This is a genomic window from Roseburia sp. AF42-8 (assembly GCF_003435965.1).
Lineage (GTDB): Bacteria > Bacillota > Clostridia > Lachnospirales > Lachnospiraceae > Roseburia_C > Roseburia_C amylophila.
In genome coordinates, this window is sequence record NZ_QTVB01000139.1 from 1 (window position 1) to 812 (window position 812).

The following is an 812-nucleotide window of genomic DNA, read 5'->3' on the forward strand; positions in this document are numbered from 1 at the left end:
AGTAAAACAGAAAATGTATTTGAAAAGAATGAACAATCGGCTGGTTTGCTGTTTTTGTTGCAAGGCTTTCTATTATTGTGTTCATATATGATTCTTTTCTTAAGATTTAGAAATTTGATCTACAGAAATGTTTTGAGCATTATTATTTCTGTAGGAGTAACAATTATAGTATTGGCATTAACTGTAATTGCTGTTCATGCATCAAAACAAGGTGACACTGTACGACTTAATACATCAAATTATATTCATTTAGTGAATGTGGCAATACTTATAGTTTCTGCCTGGTTGATTTATTCATATAAAATAGCTGTAAACCCAGAATTTTACAATGATGAACATTATATGATAAAAACGGCATATGGTTTGATTAATGAACATCAGTTTGCTTTGTGGGATTTTGTACACAACACAACAATGGAAAAATATCATGGGGCTATGTTATATAATTTATGCTTAGCAATTGTGTATAAAATAACAGGATTATCAGTGGTTAGTGGTAGAATGTTATCAGTGATTTTTGCAATACTCGTTATTATATCATTGTATTACATAGGGCTGAATTTATTGAAATCTATGGAAACGGCATTTTTGGCTTCTGTAATCATGCTGTTATTTCCAGGATTTGTTGAACAGGCGAGATTGATAAGGATGCATACGTTGTCACCATTAGCCGGAATTTGGTTGTTTTATTTTGGATTAAAGGTTATTGATTGCAAAAATAATTTTAAGAAGGAAAATAGATTTACACTTTTTATAAAAAAGTACTTTGACTTATAATTTGAAATATGTAGCTTTGTTTTTTTTGCTATTGG

General features: G+C 29.6%; 1 protein-coding gene. It reads left to right on the top strand.

Features of this window, described 5'->3' with window-relative positions; genetic code table 11:
* On the top strand, positions 1-777 hold a 777-nt coding region (locus DW059_RS15685), incomplete at its 5' end, for an ArnT family glycosyltransferase (protein ID WP_147326086.1).
* Positions 778-812: the final 35 nt, after the last annotated feature.